The organism is Terriglobus roseus (assembly GCF_900102185.1).
GTDB lineage: Bacteria > Acidobacteriota > Terriglobia > Terriglobales > Acidobacteriaceae > Terriglobus > Terriglobus roseus_A.
Genome location: NZ_LT629690.1, coordinates 1,611,514 through 1,627,288, shown reverse-complemented (window position 1 = coordinate 1,627,288; position 15,775 = coordinate 1,611,514). Strand labels below are relative to the sequence as shown.

The following is a 15,775-nucleotide window of genomic DNA, read 5'->3' as shown; positions in this document are numbered from 1 at the left end:
ATTTTGCCCCTAACCCCAATGGGCTGACGATTTTACAGCCACTGAAAACGTAAACCCAATAGAAAGACGATTTTACGAAAACAGGGGGGAGGGGGGTACCCACGCGATACCATGGGAAACGAATGGCGAAGTCGAAGAAAAAGCAGCAGAACCCACCCAAAACCGTCCAGGTTATCGATCCGCGTTGGCTCCTCAAGATGCTCGGCCTCACCATTGGCGCGGCCTTCGTCTGTGCCTATCTGGCAATGGGCGCAATGATCTACATGGGTGCATGGCAGCTTGTCCTTCATCCCACACGTAACGCCAACGGAGGCACCGGATTAGCCTCCGAGAAGCTCCGCTTCGGCCCTGATACCAGCGGCCAGCCGCAGCTCTCCGGTGAATGGATCACCGCGAACGACGAATCGCCACGCGCCTCCTACGCTGTCATCTACCTCCGTGGAGCCGACGGCCAGCTTGACGCCGCCGACGGCACACAGATCGCCGCCCTGCGCGACCTCGGCCTCAACGTCCTGGCCTTTGACTACCGCGGCTACGGCAACAGCGCGCAGCGTCCGCATCCCAGCCAGGAGCGCATGCTGGCGGACGCCGTCTCCGCCTGGGAATACCTCACCGGAACGCGCCACATCCAGCCCAACCACATACTGGTCTTCGGCAGCGGCATCGGAGCCTCCATCGGTACGCAACTGCTCCAGAGCTACGGTCCCGGCGCAGGCCTGATCGCCTACAACGCCGACCCATCCGTAGAAACCCGTGTCCGCGCCGATGCCCGAGTCCTGCTCTACCCGATGAGCGTGGTCTTCCACGACGGCTTCCCGCTCGACGGCCTGAAGCACCTGGCTGCACCCAAGCTGCTCTACACCGTAGGCCCATTGGATAAGGCCCGCACCGCCATCTACCAGGGCGCCGCCGACCCCAAGCTAACGGTCGAGGTACCCACCCACGACGCCGCCGTGGAGAAGGCTGCATTAGCCCGCTTCCTGGACAGCACCCTACCCGGTGGCCCCGTGCCGGTGTTGGCACCCACAACGAAATAGCTGCAAGAAACACAGCGAAAACACCTTAGCCTGACTTTGAGAGGTGTGTTTTCATGGGCCGATTCTTCGACCGTCTGCAACCCTTTGCCTTGCTTGTCCTGCGCCTCGTTCTGGGCGCGGCGCTCATCTCGGCAAGCTGGCATAAGGTCATTCCGCACGGCGGTCTGCACGGCAACAACCTCTTCTCCGCCATCGAGAAGTGGAACCATTACGTGATGACGCTGGGCATGCCTGCATGGCTCGGCACGGTCTCCGCACTGTCTGAGTTCCTGGGTGGCTTCTGCATCCTGCTGGGCCTGCTGACCCGCCTCTTCGGCGCGCTGACTACTATCACCCTCATCGTCGGCATCGCCAAGGTCACATACCCGGCATACGACGCCTCCAAGTACCCGCTCGCCATCGGAGTACTGGCACTCATCGCCACCGCCTTCGGTGCGGGCATGCTCTCCCTCGACCGCCGCCTCGGCCTCGAGTAGCACCCACTTGACACCATAGGCACGTTAACGACACCCACATCACGCACCACCCCATGCCACCCACACATACGCCACAAGAAGTGAAGGCTCCCGATACTCTGGGAGCCTTACATAAAAGGTGGGAAGATTTGTTGCGGATAGGTGAAACCGGCGTCGTAGAGGGTGACCCCGGCTAACTGCCGACTACAACCAATAAGACGCAAAATTCGACTAAAGGTTGCGCGGCTATTTATACGCTTTTACAGGAACCTAAGTGAATACGTCGTGACATATCAGACGACGATATTTCCACCAGCAAACATCCTGCTTTGTAACCATCCTTAAACGAACTGTAGATACTGATCCTGTCCCAGTTTGGCGCCTGGAAATACCTGGGAAAGATCGCGCGTTCCCAACGCATGCTGCGTCGCTTCGGCCAATACCTGCCGGAAGTCGGTTGTGATCGCCAGATCGCGTCCCTCATTCAACTGGTGCTCTTCCAATCCTGGCCATTCACCGTAAACCTTGCCACCACGAATCGTGCCACCAAGCACAAACATCACGTTGCCATGTCCATGATCTGTACCGCCTGTGCCGTTCTGCCGAGCAGTACGACCAAACTCACTCATGGTCACCAGCGTGATGTGTTCGGCATCCTGCCCCATGTCATTCCAGAAGCACGCAATCGCCTCACTGAACTCCCTCAGGCGGTTGGCAAGCCTTCCCTGCACCGCTCCCTGAGCCTGATGCGTGTCCCAGTCATTGATGTCGGCAAACGCCGCTTCCACGCCTAGGTTGGCCTTCATCAGCTGCGCCACCTGCTTCAGGCTGTTGGCAAAGGCAGTGTTCGGATACACAACGCCATTCGCAGGTTGATAGTGCGCTGGATCAGTGGCCTTCAGCATTCGCACTGCCTCAAACGTCTCCTGCCCCTCACCACTCAGAATCCGGTCGTGCGTTCCGGCATACATCTCTTGGAAGGCATTCGACACAGCCGCCGCTTGCGCTCCCTGACTATTCCCTACCGAGAAGTTAGCCACGTTCGACACAGCCACCGCAGGCAAACGTCCCTGCAACGTACGAGGCACCTGTGTACCGAGCGCCACCGCACGGAATGCCGTAGCCACCTTAGGATCAATGTGCTCGGCCTGCAACGCACGGTTCAACCATCCATCCTGCGTGCTCTTGATGCCAGGTGTGCCGCTCTCCATGTAGTCCTGGGCATCGAAGTGCGACCGTGTTGTATCCGGTGAACCCACTGCATGCACCACCGCAAGATGTCCCTTCTGATACAGCGGCAACAGCGGAGCCATGGCGGGGTGTAATCCAAACTGACCATCCAGATCCAACACTTCGTTCGGTTGAATCGCAATGTTCGGACGCATCGCGTAGTAGTTCTTCTCGCGATACGGCACCACGATGTTCAGGCCATCCGCTGCACCACGTTGGAACAGCACCACCAGCTTCTTTCCATTAGCCTGTGCAGCAGCCTGTTCTGCCATAACGGAACGCACCAGGAACTGCGGAACGGTTGCAGTACCCACCAGTGCAAGAGCGCCGTTCTTTACAAATGCCCGCCGTGAAAACATTGCGTTACCTCGTTTCGCGATCCCTATTACCGCCGCTGAAATTCAGGAGAGCCAAGGAGAAGCCCAGCCATTGCTGCAGCCTGTCTATCTGTAGGCGGTGGCCCCATCTTTGCCGGTGTTGCACCAAGACCGCGCTGCACAACTGCTTGTCCCTTTACTCCGCCTGCTGTCTTCGCAGGCTGCATACCATTCCGACGCGCCGTCATCATTTCGTCCAACTTGTCCTGTTGCTGCGCATCTTTCTCTGCTTGCGTGAGCACGCGACCGTTGTTCGTTTGTGAGAACTGCTGCGAAGCCTGAGCCGCTACGTTGTCGTTCCCCTGAGAGATAACGGCAGAACGTGTCTGGGCACTCACTGGAACTTCAAACAACTTCGCTTCCAACAACGATTCCTTGCGCATCGCATCTGGATCAGATGATGTAGTTGAAGTCATAGCAACAGGATGCATCAGCGCTTCACCTGAAGCTGTGAGCACGGGCGTCCAATCTACGTTCACACCACCAATGCGGTTCGTCGCAAGAGCCAATGAGAAGTTCATGCGATTGATCAATGCAGAAGAACTCAACCATGTCTCTTCGTCCCACTTGTAACCAGTGGGTGGCATGCAGCCATACAACGGCATACCAAGCTGCTGTAGTGATTGCACTAGTGGCAACGGATTTGTCACTTCTGCACCACTCACGCGCACGGCACTTGTCACATACTCCAGCGGCGTCTTCAACTTCGCATTCACAGTTGCTGTGGTGAAGAACTCCGGTGAATGCACCATGGTCAACAACACAGCTTTGATATCGCCATCGGATTTCAAGAACGTCTGCGCCATGCGATCCACCATTGCTTTCGCCGGCGCATCACTTACAAATCTTTGCGCTATTTCTACGCTGATAAAGTGTGCTGTCGCCGGGCTCGTGGCCAGCAGATGAAGTACGTCACGGCCTTCGTCCTCGCCGCCCGACTTGATCGTTTTACCCAGCACTGTCTTATTGCCAGGCTCATGACGATTCGGATTGAAGGAGTAGTCGCCGCCGTCGTAAGGACGTTCCAGCGTCCAGCCGGTGAACACTTTCGCAACTTCCGTAACGTCTTTTTGCGTGTAGCCACCGTTCACACCAAGCGTGTGCAGCTCCATGAGTTCGCGTGCGTAATTCTCATTCAAGCCAGAGTTCGCTTTGTTCTTTGGATTGCGGCGCTCCCGCTGTGCGGCCAACGAATTTGGACCCGTGCTGGTGGCGTTATCCAAGTAACGAAGCATCGCAGGGCTTTGTGCTGTCGCCACCAGCAGATCTTCAAAATGACCCAACGCATGATCGCGAACCGTTTGTTCGTACTGCGGGATGAGTGAAGGCTCCTGACCATCCTTACCACTGAAGATGTTGAAGTGGTTCAGCCAGAAGTCGGTCATTACAGCTTCTAGTTGCCTCTGCGAATAGATATCGCGTAACAAACGCGCGCCTTGGGTCTCCGCATTGATCATGCGATTGGTTCCCGAAAGAGCCAGAAGCGTTTCCTTCTGAAGAGGCGACATGCCATCCACCAACTTTGCCTCCAGAGGACCGCGTGCTCCCTTGCGCAACGCAATCAACTCTGCTGGCGGCATGTGCAGTAGTTCCATGTAACGGTCATTCGGGGGAAGAGACAGAATGGAATCTACCTGCGGCTTTTCCATCGCAGGTGTGGTCTGTTCCAGATTGGCGACCGCAGCTTGAGCCTGAGCTTGCGCAGCACTTTGCTGCATAGGCTTTTCGACCGCGCCGCTCATCATAGAAGCAGCCATGCTGTTAGCAGCCTGCTGCCCCTTGGCGGCTTTATTGTCCTGCACCATCTGATAGAACTCCACCTGATCGCTAACAATCGCTCGCAGTTCGGGATCAGCAGGCAGCCTTCCGCTACGCGCAAGCACTCTGATCGTCGCAGGTTCTGGATACCGTTGGAGCCGTTCCGCCTGAGTCATGCGCAATGCAGGGTAGACATCCATACGTGTTTCAAAGCTTGTGTCAGAAATGTTCTGCGGATTCAGTTGTTGCTGAAACCATGCCTCAATGCCTATGCTGCGAATGTTTTGCAGATCGGATGCTGTGGGGCCGAAGGTAAAGCGTTGCAGCATCAACTCGGCACGTGCGTTCTTATCCAGAGGTCGCACCGGGTCCATTCGCGGCGCCGCTGGCATAGCCGGCGCCGCTAAGGTGCCACAGAGAACCGCAGAAAGACCAGCACGGAAAGCGTTCGAGGCACGCATCGGGTGATTACCTCCGACAAGCACGCAGGCTCGCCATATCTCTACTGACCCACCTGTTCTAATGATTGTTGCGCGGAAAAGTGAAACTTTGCGAGAGATCTGTGCGCCAATCCCTGGCTACACAGCTAAGACACATGCAGCCTATAACTTACTGGCGGGGGCGATCCATTTCATCAGCCCGGCCGCCTGTGGTTCCTGCGCGAAGAACCGTAGATTCTGACCGGCGGAACGGCTCAATGCTTCTGCCGCCAGCCGCCCGCTGCGTACGGCGCCTTCCATGGTGGAAGGCCATCCTGTCGCGGTCCAGTCTCCCGCAAGGAACAGGCCGGGAACGCCGGTTTCCTGCTTTGGACGATACGCATCGAGCCCCGGCGTGACGGAGAAGGTGGCGCGCGCTTCTTTCAAGATGCCGCTCTTCACCAACTTGGCTTCATTCACCGCCGGGAAGAACATTGCAAGTTCACGAAGCGCGTTGGAAAAGATGGCCTCACGCGTTTGATGAAGCTGCTCAAATGATGCGGAGATTACCAGTTCGCAATAGCTTCCGCGTTCCTCTGCCCAGCCACGAATGCGCGACTTATGAAAGAGCCATTGGATGCCGGTATCCAACAACACGGCATGGTCCAACTCCGTAATCTGGCGATCAAACCACAGGTGAACCGTTGTGATGGGGGCATTCTTGAAGTTCTGAAATGCGAGATTCGTCTGTGGCAACAGGCTGCCCGTTTGATGGAAGTTGGTTGCCAGAATCACGTTGTGCGCAGCGAAGTCACCTTCGGAGGTACTAACACGCCACGCATCACCATCTCGGTTCAGCGCCGTTACTGACTGCGACAGGCGAAGCTCCGCGCCTTGCCGCACACACTGCTCCGCCACGTAACTATAGAACTGCGACAGCGGCAGAGTTGGAATTCCGAGACGCCCGCCTTCTGCTGATTTCAAAAACGATTCGTGAAAGACCTGGCCCGCGTACTTCGTTGAACAGTTTTCAAAACTATCGTTTAACGCTCCAACAATGACCGGTTCCCAAAGATGCTTGATCGCACCTTCCGTCTGTCCGGTGCGCTTCAACCATGTGGCAAAACTCTCGTTATCGTTCTGCGGATAGCCGCGCAGAAACTCCATCAGTCCGCGTGCAATCGCGATCTTGTCTCTCATGGACAACATGGGGGCACGCAAGAAATCAAACGAAGTATGAAAAGGCGCAGGCATACCACCCGGCTTCAATCGTGTACGCGGCGCATTTCCTGGCTGTAGAAAGGTTAGTTCGTCATACCAACGGATGCGATCTGCAACGCCGGATTTCACACAAAGATCAATCAGATTGGTGCAGCATCCCAGCAGCACATGCTGGCAATCAATTTCTTCGTGCAGAGTCGGATGCTCATAGGAATACGCACGACCGCCAACGAAGGGCTTTCGCTCCAGGATGAGCACTGAGGCACCTGCAGCAGACAAAGAAGATGCTGCGGCAAGACCCGCCAATCCTGCACCGACAACAACAACGTCAAACGACGCGACACTCACGCCGTTCCTCCACGAGCAAGTAGCGCACGCACCATACCGCCCGCCAGCACACGCAGCTTGCGCCCAGTGGATACGCTCACTCGCTGCTGCAGCACGTCATAGTTGTGCGCGACGATTTCCTTTAAAAGCAGATGATAGATCGAAGTGAGCACTCGCATGGCTGGCCGGCTATCGCGATCAAGTAGCGGAATCAGATCCTCCGTTGCGGCATAGTACTTCTCTGCACGAGCGCCCACTTCGGCCAGCAGTGCACGTAACTCAGGACGCATCGTGCCACTGGCAGACGCTGTGAGAACATCCTGCGGCGTCAATTGATGCTTCGCCAACAGATCTTCCGGAAGATACACGCGGCCACGTTCTGCATCTTCCTTCACATCGCGCAGGATATTCGTTAGCTGAAACGCAAGACCGATCTTTTCCGCATACTCGTCTGCAACGCGATCACGATAGCCAAAGATGCGAATCGTTGTAAGACCAACAACTGACGCGACCAGATAGCAGTAACCTTCCAATGCCTGCATGGTCTCGTAAACATCCACCGTGCGCCCATCCAATTGCAGACGAACAACACCTTGCGGCGGCTCGGCCTTCAGGTCCATGGTTGTGCCAGCAATAAGCTGCTCCAACAGCTCGTCTGATACGCCAAAGCGCTGCTGCACGTCTGCGACCGCTAGAAAGACAGCATGATCGCGCTTGTCTTCCGGTAGTACTGGCGACTCATCGTGAAAGGAAGCACTGCGAAATCCATTCCATGAGGCCAACCATCCTGCCATTTGGATGCGGCGTGTTTCGAGCGAAAAACTTTCATCGTCGCTAATGTCATCGGCGCGACGCATAAACGCATAGACAGCGCACATTGCCTCGCGCTTATGCTTTGGCAACGCAAGAAAGCCATAGTAGAAGTTCTTCGCTTCCCGCTTGGCTATCGCGCAGCACTCCGCATACGCCGCCTCGAGCTGTACCGTGCGCTGCATTCTCAGCGAAGCCCTCGCGATCCCCGATGCACGCCAAGCTTGCTTAGTCCGGCGCCCAACAACAGTTTCAACTTTGCACTCTTGCTGACTTCTGGTCGCTGACTGAGCGTGTTGTATCCGATAGCTGCAATCGCATCCAGAATGGCAAGGCCGCCCTGTGTAAAGAGCCGCAGCGTCGCCGCAAGTTCGCGGTCAACACGATCGATCAACGGCGCGCCTTCCAGCAGCATGGCGCGTGTCTCCGCACAAAGCTCTTGCAGCATGGCGCGATATCCATCCGTCTCGCGTCCGCTCCGAAGATCAGCTTCATTAACACCAAACTTCGTCATGCGATCCTGCGGCAGATAGATGCGGTTGCGCTGGCTAAGATCCTCGCCCACGTCCTGCCAGAAGTTTGCGAGCTGCAACGCGGTGCATGTCTTATCGCTCAATGCATGCAGCGCGGGCTCACGATAGCCGCACAGATACAGCACCAACGACCCCACAGGGTTTGCTGAATACACCGAGTACTCTTCGTCCTCAGCCAACGTGGCGAACCGCGTCTTTACCTGGTCCTGCTCAAATGCGGCAATGAGATCAGCGAACGGTTTCTTCGGTAGATCACATGCCACAATCGTGGGCCGCAAAGCGACGAAGACAGGATGCCGCGACAACTCGGGAGAGTCGTAGCACTCGTCCAACATCTCGCGCCACGTATGCAGCAAGCGCGTTGCTGTTGCCGTGTCGGCGACTTCATCACCCAGATCGTCTGACACGCGGCAGAAGGCATAAACCGCATGAAAATGCGGACGCAGCGGTTTCGGCAGGAACGCCGTGGCTACATGAAAGTTCTCGTAATGCGATTCTGCCAGCGCCTTGCACCACGCCTGCGCTTCCTCCAGAGAAGGCCGCGTGGCAGGTTCCAACAGTTCCACCGGAGCGCCTTCCAGACGCTGTTCCGCAACGGAAATCATGCCGCGCTCCCTGGCAAGATGGCGGTCTTGATGTCGAGCATGCGATTGTCGCTGCGCACCAACATCTTCGCGAAAACATCCGGCACATCACTCAACGATGCAGTCGCAGTAATGAAATCTTCCGCACGCATACGCCCGCTCGTGATCAATTCAAAGGCACGACGGTTGGTTGCAGGAGTGTGATGGAACGTGGCCTTCAACGTGATGTCGCCGTAATGCAGGCGGTTGGTATCCAGCGCTACAACCGTGCCGCTGGGCGGGCCACCAAAGAAGTTCACCGTGCCGCCCTTGCGCACCATGTCCACGGACTGTTCCCAGGTTGAAGGCGTGGCGACGCACTCCACCACGATGTCTGCGCCTTCATTTTCAGGCGTCAGCGCGCGCACAGCAGCGACCGTATCGACACCTTCGGCTATCTGGACAACTTCATCTGCGCCAAACCGCTTTGCGCTGGCAATCTGGTCGTCGCGCTTCACTACGGCAATCACGCGGCATCCGTTGATGTGTGCCGTGCGAATAAACATAAGTCCAATCGGACCTGCTCCGATGACCACGAGCGTGTCACCGGGCTTGGGAAAACACTGCTCCAACCCCAGAACGACGCATGCCAGAGGCTCCATCAGGGCTGCATGCTCAAATGGGACTCCATCCGGGATGTGAAGTGTATTCTTCTCGACAATGCGCGCCGGAATACGGATGTATTCGGCATACGCGCCGTTGTTGAACAGCAGGTCGCTGCACAGGTTCGGCTGATCGCGACGGCAGAACAGGCAGGCACCGCAAGGGGCCGAATTGGACGCCACAATACGATCACCCGGCTTAAAACCGGCGACTCCTTCACCCATTGCCACAACAGTTCCAGCAATCTCATGGCCGAAAAGCGTGGGGGGGACCAGCATTTTCGCGTGGTATCCGCGGCGGAACACCTTCAGGTCCGTACCGCAGGTCAAGGCTGCGCCAACGCGCACCAAAAGCTCTCCGGGACCAATTTCTGGAACAGAAACCGTCTCCAGCCGCAGGTCTTCCCTGCCATGGAGAACTACGGCTTGCATCGTCTTTGCCATTCGTTACTATTTTCTCACCTGTTGCATGCTTAAGCAGGGGATGCGAAACGGATGTTCGTTTCTCCGCATCTGATACCTTGACCGGGACTTCCAAACTTTTAAGGACAGGCCAGCGACCACGGATGAAGTTTGTTTCGCCAACTGAATTTACAAAAGACAAGCTGTGGTCCGTGCAGGAGTACTCACTGCTCTGCGGTCGCTCCATCGCATCTCTCTTTTCGCGTCCCATTTACTTTTCTGACATCTTCACGCAGATGGACTCCATCGGCATCGGATCGTTGCCAATTGTGATCCTGTCGGGCTTTTTCACCGGCTGCGTTCTGGCCCTGCAATCCGTTTCGTCGCTTAAAGAATTTGGCGCCGTCTCCATGACGGGCACACTCGTTGCGCTCTCCATGGTGAAGGAGCTTGGCCCTGTGCTGACCGGTCTGATGGTTTCAGGCCGTAACGCCTCGGGTATGGCCAGCGAACTTGGCTCCATGAAGGTGACGGAACAGCTCGACGCCATGCGTGCTCTAGGCGTCGACCCCATCCGCAAACTCGTCGCGCCGCGCGTCTCCGCTACAGTCTTCATGCTCTTCTGGCTTACGGTCATTTCGGACGCGGTCGGAATGCTGGGCGGTGGCCTTGTCGGCGTCTTTATGCTGGGTCTGAACGGACACTCCTACTGGCGCACCAGTTACCGCGCTCTGAACTACGGCGATGTGGTCCAGGGCATGATGAAACCTGTCTTCTTCGGATTCATTATTGCCACAGTCGGCTGCTACTTCGGCATGAGCACCAAGGGTGGAACCCAGGGAGTAGGCAAAGCGACCACCCAGGCCGTAGTCGTGTCTTCCGTGATGATCATCGTGGTGGACTTTCTCATTAGCCGACTGACCATCGGCATCTTCGGGCGGTGACCATCATGCCCGAAGAAAAACCCAAGGAGCCAGTGCTTGAGGTTCGTAACGTCAGCATTGCCTTCGACAACAATCGTGTTCTCGATGACGTCAGCTTCACGCTGAATAACGGTGAAACGTGTGTCCTGCTGGGGCCTGCAGGCGGCGGTAAGAGCGTCCTGCTGAAGATCATCAACGGATTGATCCCACCGGACAGCGGCAGTATCCGCGTCTTCGGTCAGGAGGTCACCACGATGAAGCAGCAGGAACTCTTCCAGATGCGGCGTCGGGTGGGCATGGTCTTTCAGGAGTCTGCCTTGTTTGACTCCATGGATGTGGAAGACAACGTCGCCTATCGTCTGAACGAAGAAGGCGTCGATCCAGCCGAAGCGCACAAACGAGTCGAAGAGGCGTTGGAATTCGTGGAACTGGGCCAGGCGATCGACAAATTTCCATCAGAACTCTCGGGCGGTATGCGTCGACGCGTTTCGATCGCGCGAGCGCTGATCACCAAACCAGACTTGATCCTTTACGATTCGCCTACCGGCGGCCTGGATCCCATCACATCCACGACCATTGTGGAGCTGATCCTGAAGCAGCGTGACGAATCGCATACGACTTCCCTGATGATTACGCATCGCCTCCAAGACGCGTTCTTCCTGGCCACGCATCATTGGGATAGTGCAACAAAGTCCGCAACACTCATCCCGGATGGTGGTGTGGATCAGAACACAAAATTTCTGGTGCTGAACGAAGGACGGGTCGTCTTCGACGGGTCCACGCTGGAGTTAACTCACAGCGAAGACCCGTGGTTACAGAATTTCCTCTCGTAGCCTATCGATCGCCCTGTCCCAATCGGCGTGCAAAGAGATTCAGCGTCTCGCGATACAGATGCATTGCTAGCTCCGGATCATAACGAGCGCCCTCATCACGCATGAACGCGTGCGCTCCATTCACCTCGTGCCAAGCAAAACGCAGATTCAGTTCATCTAAACGATTGAGGATCGTCCGGCGGCCTTCCAGCGGGATGTGCGGATCCTGACGGCCCCAGATCATCAGCAACTCGCCCTTGATCTCCGCAGCACGCGCTAACGAATCGTCGTTCTGCCCCTTGCCTAGCGATCCCTTGTGAATGTCCGTGCCATAGAAACAAACCGTAGCGCGCACATCGGGCTCAAAGGCAGCGCGGAACGATAAGTGACCACCAAGGCAGATACCAATAGCGCCAAGCTCGCCTGTGCAATCCTCACGCGATTTCAGATGATCCAGAACCGCACGCGTATCCGCGTCATAGCTAGCCAGTTCCTTCTCATACTTGTACTTGTTGCCCACATCACTGCCAGCCTGGTCATACGCCAACACTTCGCCGGCAGGCAGAAACTCGTGGTAAACCTCCGGCATTGCGACGACATAGCCGTGTCCTGCAAGTAACGCGGCAGTGCGGCGGATGGGTTCTGTGATCTGGAAGATCTCCGAATAAAACACGAGCCCTGGATACTTACCGGGAGCTGCCGGACGCACAATATGCGTGCGCATGGGGCCGTAAGGAGTCTCAAGAGTTACATCTTCATGCGGTGCAAGGATCACAGTTCCATCTCCATTTTGTTTACCGAAAACTCACCGCAAGATGCCATCGCACGCCGCGATCCGCCGCCTTGCGAAGAACGGTCTCATACTCTTCAAGCTCTTCGCGAATGAACTCACCTTCGCTGCCGATCAGCGCAGGGTCTTCCTGCAAGGCTTGCAGCATGGGCGACACCGTAGCCAAACCCTCATGTCCGCTGAACCACTGCGGTGGAAGCAGCCTTCCCTGAAGCTCTGGGTCTCCCGCGCCTTCTTCCAGCAACAGCGCCATGGCGTTGTCATCCGCAGAGAAGAAGTCAATGAGAGGGCGTACTCCAAGGTGAATCGCCAGACGCTCTAGCGGATCTTCATTGCGAGCCAGTGCGCGACCGTTTACGAACGTGTCGAAGCCAGGATCGTCTCCCTCAACGACGATGTACATCGAAGCTGCCATCTGCGGCCTAGTGTAAACAAAACAGGCTTGTGCAAAGCCTGCGTTCGCCGTTTACCGGCGACGCAGGCCCAGAAGGCTGAGGAAGAAGCTGCCGAAGCACACCTGCGTTCCCAACATCAGGCACAACATGGCAGGAAGTGTGCGACGCATCATCTCCACCGGAGGCAGCGGGCCATAGCCCGTATGTGCCCACCCGACGACCGAAGAGGCCGCAATTCCAATACCGACCAGGAGTAGCAACACGCCCGCGATCAAACCGGTCTCCAGCGTGATGTATTGAAACCACCGGTCAAAGCTTTCGTCTTCCGGAAGAAGCCCTTCGGTTATAGCAAACACCTTGGCCGCAACACCAAAGAAGACAAGCTGAAAACCTAACAACACCGCCGCAGCCGCATAGGCCAACGTATCTACGCCCAGATTGACATGCCCGAGCGGACGCTCAGCAGGCATCAGCCACGCCATCAATCCAAAACCGCCAAGCATCAGAGTGAGGCCAGGAAACAGGAACAACCAACGCGGCGAATATAACAACAGAAACCGGAAGTGACGCCATCCATCACGCCATGTCTTCAGGTGCGGAGGACGACTGCGGCCATCCTTCTGCAACGTCGTGGGCACTTCAACAATGTTCTGTTTTTGCAGCGACGCTTTCACCACCATCTCGCTGGCAAACTCCATGCCGGTGGTGCGCAGTGCGAGAGATTCGTACGCGCTCTTACTGAAAGCACGGATACCGCAATGGAAATCGCCTACAGGTGTGTGGAACAGCGTACGTCCCATCCAACTCAAAACCGGATTACCAAGATACTTATGAAGCGGCGGCATCGCACCCGGCCCAATCCCGCCGGCAAAGCGATTGCCCATAACAAGATCTGCACCGTTGCGAAGTTTTTCTAAAAAGCGCGGGATGTGCGTGAAGTTATAGCTGTCGTCCGCGTCCGCCATCAACACATACTTGCCTTGTGCAGCAAGAATGCCCGCATTCAGCGCGGCCCCGTAACCACGGATAGGTACATTAACTACCCGCGCACCGTGAGTTGTGGCGATCTGTTGCGAGCCGTCGGTGGAACCGTTGTCCGCAACCACCACTTCTCCCGCGATGTTGTTATCACGCAGTGCTGCCATTGCTTTATCGACGCAAACGGCAAGCGTCTCAGCCTCGTTCAAGCAGGGCATAACAACTGTGAGTTCCAACGAACCTGTATGTGCGGCTTCTTGTGAGCTCATTGCATTCATCATGGCATGACTTAGGACTTCGGACTTAAACGAAGAGCGTAGTACCTCGTCTCGCCAAGCCGTTGCCACCCTTCCGTGGCGGGGTGGTTAGTGTTCATCTCTCCTGGATCAAACGCGCCCACAATCACCTTTGCCCCTTGGCTGCGAAGAGCATCCAATGCCTGTTGGCGGTACGGCATCGTGTCCAATTGCGTGGCCAAATGCTTTGATTCAGGCGCATAAATCTCACCAACAATACGAACACCGGCCGCACGCGCCCAGTAAAAATCGTTGACGCAGGCAGTCATTCCAATGCAGGCAATGCTGTCGCCAGGCTTCAACCCCATGGCCTGCAGTCCTTCTGCTGCACCAAAAATCTGCGCATCACGCCATGCCGGTACCTGTCCGATGATCGAAAGTTGCCGTCGATTTTCGGCTGCCTGTCGCGCCATCGCTCCCAAAGGTAACAGTGCAAACAGAAGCAATATTGCAGAAGGCACAATCAGTGAAGCCCTCTCATATCGTTCGCGTCTTTCGAACACGCCGAAGAGCCCGATCAGAATCAGGAGATACGCGGCTGTGACGTATCGCTCTTCGACATTCACGAGGGAATAAATTGCCCATATCAGGATGCCCAATCCCACTATCGGCCACGCGTAACGCCCGCGCCAGTTAAGCCTTCCACACGTCAGCAATAGAACCAGCAACAGAATCAGCGGCTCTGGATGATTGAAGAGGTAGCGAAAGATCAGAACGACGTTGCGCTCATCACGTGCCATCAAACGCGACAGAGAAAACTTCGCCGTAATGTGATCATTCCAGTACGTTGGATCAAACCACGGTGGATACGTCCCGTGCTGCATTTGCGTGTAACTGTAGACTCCGGGCGTGCGCATCAACTCTTGCTCAGGATGCTTCAACTCGACCGTGGCAGAGCCGAATGAGTCCGTCATTCGCTGCTGCAGATGCATCTTCTCTGTGCCGGAGACATACCAGATGTAGTTCAAACTGCCAGAGTCACCAAAATCGAAACGATGATGTTGCCGGGAAAGCGCTGCGATGTATGGTCCAGCAACAACGCCAAATAGAACCAATGCGACAACGCTTTGCGCAAGTGCTACCGGAATACGTCGCTTACAAAACAGCACAGAGAATGCCACAAGCGTAGCTACACACAAGAGTGCCAGTAGGAATGCGAAGGACTTTGTCAGATACGCAAACCCTAGCGTCAGCCCCATCAATCCCGCATAAACAAACGCCACGCTGCCCTCTGAAGCCAGAGCTTCCAGCAACAGTCCCACACCACCGAAGATCAACGCCTGCAGAAGACTATCTGTGCGAACTTTGTCCAACGAGAGCTCTCGCGTGGTTGCAATCACCAGAAGCGAAAGACCAAACAGCGAAAGCAGATCGAAAGAGAGCAGGCTCTCCATGGCGGGCGCCAGACGCTTGCGCAGACTCACCAGTCCGTGCACCAGAAGCAGTACGCTCCCCACTTCGAGAAAGAAGATGAAGACATTTACCGCGTAGTAGGCACCCAGTTCATTCCATCGGTTCGTATGGAATATCGTCTGCGCCGCAGCCAGAAACGCTGGATACAACGGGTGCCAATAACCATTTACTGCCGCGTGTAAGTTATGGCCACGGATCAAGTCGGCCAAGTCCATGTAGGCTACGGCGTCTCCATCAATGGCGTAGCCATCATATTGCGCAGAAAACCAAGCCAGCGGCACCAGCAGCAGGAGGTATATCCAAAGGACTTTTCGTATAGCTGAAGCGTTCACGCGCCTTCCAGGGGTTTGAAAGATGGGGAGCACAGTGGAAGC

The 15,775-nt window shown here is 56.1% G+C and carries 14 protein-coding genes; 4 read left to right on the top strand and 10 right to left on the bottom strand.

Annotated features, from left to right (window positions below; translation table 11 throughout):
* Window positions 1-254 precede the first annotated feature (254 nt).
* Entirely contained in the window at window positions 255-1,037 is a 783-nt protein-coding gene (locus BLT38_RS06900; RefSeq protein WP_231966797.1) for a serine aminopeptidase domain-containing protein, read from the top strand.
* 53 nt (window positions 1,038-1,090) lie between these two features.
* Complete coding sequence (locus BLT38_RS06895) at window positions 1,091-1,513, top strand: DoxX family protein (RefSeq protein ID WP_083344514.1); 423 nt, start codon at window positions 1,091-1,093, stop codon at window positions 1,511-1,513.
* Between the two features lie 320 nt (window positions 1,514-1,833).
* On the opposite strand, the gene BLT38_RS06890 is transcribed toward BLT38_RS06895, so the two are convergent.
* The 6 genes from BLT38_RS06890 to BLT38_RS06865 all read right to left on the bottom strand — a co-directional run bounded on the left by BLT38_RS06890 (window position 1,834) and on the right by BLT38_RS06865 (window position 9,836).
* Window positions 1,834-3,081: a DUF1501 domain-containing protein gene (locus BLT38_RS06890; RefSeq protein WP_083344513.1), complete on the bottom strand. Its 1,248-nt coding sequence runs from the start codon at window positions 3,079-3,081 to the stop codon at window positions 1,834-1,836.
* Window positions 3,082-3,107: 26 nt separating this feature from the next.
* Window positions 3,108-5,318, bottom strand: a complete 2,211-nt coding sequence (locus BLT38_RS06885; RefSeq protein WP_083344512.1) for a DUF1800 domain-containing protein — start codon at window positions 5,316-5,318, stop codon at window positions 3,108-3,110.
* Window positions 5,319-5,459: 141 nt separating this feature from the next.
* Window positions 5,460-6,845, bottom strand: a complete 1,386-nt coding sequence (hpnE, locus tag BLT38_RS06880) for a hydroxysqualene dehydroxylase HpnE (RefSeq protein ID WP_083344511.1) — start codon at window positions 6,843-6,845, stop codon at window positions 5,460-5,462.
* Window positions 6,842-7,819: a phytoene/squalene synthase family protein gene (locus BLT38_RS06875; RefSeq protein ID WP_083344510.1), complete on the bottom strand. Its 978-nt coding sequence runs from the start codon at window positions 7,817-7,819 to the stop codon at window positions 6,842-6,844. The genes hpnE and BLT38_RS06875 overlap by 4 nt, the downstream gene beginning before the upstream one ends.
* Before the next feature lie 2 nt (window positions 7,820-7,821).
* Complete coding sequence (hpnC, locus tag BLT38_RS06870) at window positions 7,822-8,772, bottom strand: squalene synthase HpnC (RefSeq protein ID WP_083344509.1); 951 nt, start codon at window positions 8,770-8,772, stop codon at window positions 7,822-7,824.
* Window positions 8,769-9,836: a zinc-binding dehydrogenase gene (locus BLT38_RS06865; protein ID WP_083344508.1), complete on the bottom strand. Its 1,068-nt coding sequence runs from the start codon at window positions 9,834-9,836 to the stop codon at window positions 8,769-8,771. The genes hpnC and BLT38_RS06865 overlap by 4 nt, the downstream gene beginning before the upstream one ends.
* Before the next feature lie 122 nt (window positions 9,837-9,958).
* Between BLT38_RS06865 and BLT38_RS06860 the strand changes: the two genes are divergently transcribed.
* Together BLT38_RS06860 and BLT38_RS06855 are read left to right on the top strand one after the other, a co-directional pair.
* Window positions 9,959-10,738: an MlaE family ABC transporter permease gene (locus tag BLT38_RS06860; RefSeq protein ID WP_083344507.1), complete on the top strand. Its 780-nt coding sequence runs from the start codon at window positions 9,959-9,961 to the stop codon at window positions 10,736-10,738.
* 5 nt (window positions 10,739-10,743) lie between these two features.
* On the top strand, window positions 10,744-11,550 hold the full coding sequence (locus BLT38_RS06855) for an ABC transporter ATP-binding protein (protein ID WP_083344506.1): 807 nt from the start codon (window positions 10,744-10,746) through the stop codon (window positions 11,548-11,550).
* Window position 11,551: 1 nt separating this feature from the next.
* Here BLT38_RS06855 and BLT38_RS06850 read toward each other — a convergent pair whose 3' ends face one another.
* From BLT38_RS06850 to BLT38_RS06835, 4 genes are read right to left on the bottom strand one after another with little or no spacing between them, the layout of a single operon-like run.
* The gene (locus BLT38_RS06850; protein WP_083344505.1) at window positions 11,552-12,304 is read right to left on the bottom strand and encodes a dienelactone hydrolase family protein; all 753 of its coding nucleotides are present in this window, start codon (window positions 12,302-12,304) and stop codon (window positions 11,552-11,554) included.
* A 19-nt stretch (window positions 12,305-12,323) separates the two neighbouring features.
* Window positions 12,324-12,734: a hypothetical protein gene (locus tag BLT38_RS06845; protein ID WP_083344504.1), complete on the bottom strand. Its 411-nt coding sequence runs from the start codon at window positions 12,732-12,734 to the stop codon at window positions 12,324-12,326.
* A gap of 51 nt (window positions 12,735-12,785) precedes the next feature.
* A complete protein-coding gene (locus tag BLT38_RS06840; protein WP_197674946.1) occupies window positions 12,786-13,961 on the bottom strand; it encodes a glycosyltransferase family 2 protein in 1,176 nt (391 codons plus the stop codon).
* Between the two features lie 20 nt (window positions 13,962-13,981).
* Entirely contained in the window at window positions 13,982-15,733 is a 1,752-nt protein-coding gene (locus BLT38_RS06835; RefSeq protein WP_156785041.1) for a hypothetical protein, read from the bottom strand.
* Window positions 15,734-15,775: the final 42 nt, after the last annotated feature.

Excerpts from the sequence above, each read along its gene's own strand:
- BLT38_RS06900 (WP_231966797.1), top strand. The coding sequence starts at position 255 with ATGATCTACATGGGTGCATGGCAGCTTGTCCTTCATCCCACACGTAAC.
- BLT38_RS06895 (WP_083344514.1), top strand. The coding sequence starts at position 1,091 with ATGGGCCGATTCTTCGACCGTCTGCAACCCTTTGCCTTGCTTGTCCTG.
- BLT38_RS06890 (WP_083344513.1), bottom strand. The coding sequence starts at position 3,081 with ATGTTTTCACGGCGGGCATTTGTAAAGAACGGCGCTCTTGCACTGGTG.
- BLT38_RS06885 (WP_083344512.1), bottom strand. The coding sequence starts at position 5,318 with ATGCGTGCCTCGAACGCTTTCCGTGCTGGTCTTTCTGCGGTTCTCTGT.
- BLT38_RS06875 (WP_083344510.1), bottom strand. The coding sequence starts at position 7,819 with ATGCAGCGCACGGTACAGCTCGAGGCGGCGTATGCGGAGTGCTGCGCG.
- hpnC (WP_083344509.1), bottom strand. The coding sequence starts at position 8,772 with ATGATTTCCGTTGCGGAACAGCGTCTGGAAGGCGCTCCGGTGGAACTG.
- BLT38_RS06865 (WP_083344508.1), bottom strand. The coding sequence starts at position 9,836 with ATGGCAAAGACGATGCAAGCCGTAGTTCTCCATGGCAGGGAAGACCTG.
- BLT38_RS06860 (WP_083344507.1), top strand. The coding sequence starts at position 9,959 with ATGAAGTTTGTTTCGCCAACTGAATTTACAAAAGACAAGCTGTGGTCC.
- BLT38_RS06855 (WP_083344506.1), top strand. The coding sequence starts at position 10,744 with ATGCCCGAAGAAAAACCCAAGGAGCCAGTGCTTGAGGTTCGTAACGTC.
- BLT38_RS06845 (WP_083344504.1), bottom strand. The coding sequence starts at position 12,734 with ATGGCAGCTTCGATGTACATCGTCGTTGAGGGAGACGATCCTGGCTTC.
- BLT38_RS06840 (WP_197674946.1), bottom strand. The coding sequence starts at position 13,961 with ATGAGCTCACAAGAAGCCGCACATACAGGTTCGTTGGAACTCACAGTT.